Below are 1,260 nucleotides of genomic sequence, written 5' to 3'. Positions count from 1 at the left end.
TTAAAGAGTATCTTGAACAAATTGCGACTATTTCAGATTTAGATTGGGCGTTTTTTACTTCTAAATTAAAACGTCATGTTATTTCTAAAAAAGAAGTCTTTTTAAAGACCAATGAAATAGAAAATCATATCTCGTTTATAGAGTCCGGTGTTGTGCGTTTATTTATACCTAAAGACAATCCTGATAAAGAGATCACTTTTGGTTTTAGTTTTAAAAATCAATTTATAAGTGCTTACGATTCTTTTTTAACACGTAAACCTTCTCAATACCAATTACAAGCCTTAACAGATACGACTATTGTAAGTATTACATATAATGACTTGCAAGAGGTTTACAATACAACTCAAATTGGAAACCTAATAGGTAGACTAACTGCCGAACGGTTATTTTTAATAAAATCTAAACGCGAGCAATACTTACTAAACCTCTCAGCAGAAGAGCGTTATTTAAAACTATTTAAAGAGCGTCCAGAGCTTTTAAAGGTAATTCCATTAAAATATATTAGTTCGTATATAGGCGTTACAGCACAGGCGTTAAGCCGTATTCGTAAACGGCTTTCTTAACTTAGGTTCATTGTAAAACATATTTCGCAGAAGTAACTTTGCGAAAATTTTTTATATATGATTATTATTCTTTTCGTCCTTACGCTTTGGTATGGTGGATTATTTTTTCAGTCGTTTTTTTTACACCGTTATGCAGCGCATCAAGTATTTACCATGTCTAAAACCATGGAACGCATTACCTTTATTTTAACTTGGGTTTTTCAAGGCTCTAGTTATTTAAGCGCTTATGGTTATGGTATTATGCACCGTATACATCATGCCTATACAGATACCGAAAAAGACCCGCACTCCCCTGCTTACGATGCTAATTTGTTTGCTATGATGTGGAAAACTAAAACAATTTATCAAGATATTAATATGGGGCGTGTAAAAGTCGATGAGCGTTTTACTAAAAATGTACCACAATGGAAACGTTTTGATGCTTTTGCTAGCTCTAGGTTTTCTAGATTAATATGGATAGTATTATATGTTTTGTTTTTTGTTTGCTTTGTTTCTAGTCCTTGGCAATGGTTATTATTACCTATAACCTTTTTAATGGCTCCTATTCATGGTGTTATTATTAACTGGTTTGGTCACATCTATGGTTATGTAAATTTTAAAATGAAAAACACTAGCAAAAACCTCTTTCGTTTCGATTTTTTAATGATGGGAGAAGGTTACCATAATAATCATCATAAACATGCCAGCCGTGCTAATT

The 1,260-nt window shown here is 32.2% G+C and carries 2 protein-coding genes; both read left to right on the top strand.

Annotated elements, in window-relative coordinates:
- The coding region (locus ACVC2P_RS16570; RefSeq protein ID WP_452599568.1) for a Crp/Fnr family transcriptional regulator at positions 1-563 on the top strand (563 nt) is incomplete at its 5' end.
- 57 nt (positions 564-620) lie between these two features.
- Positions 621-1,260 (top strand): fatty acid desaturase (locus tag ACVC2P_RS16565; RefSeq protein ID WP_452599567.1); only part of this gene is annotated, 640 nt, incomplete at its 3' end.

The organism is Pontimicrobium sp. MEBiC01747, from assembly GCF_053601635.1.
The sequence above is the reverse complement of the archived record's forward strand: the minus strand, read 5'-3'. Positions and strand labels throughout refer to the sequence as shown.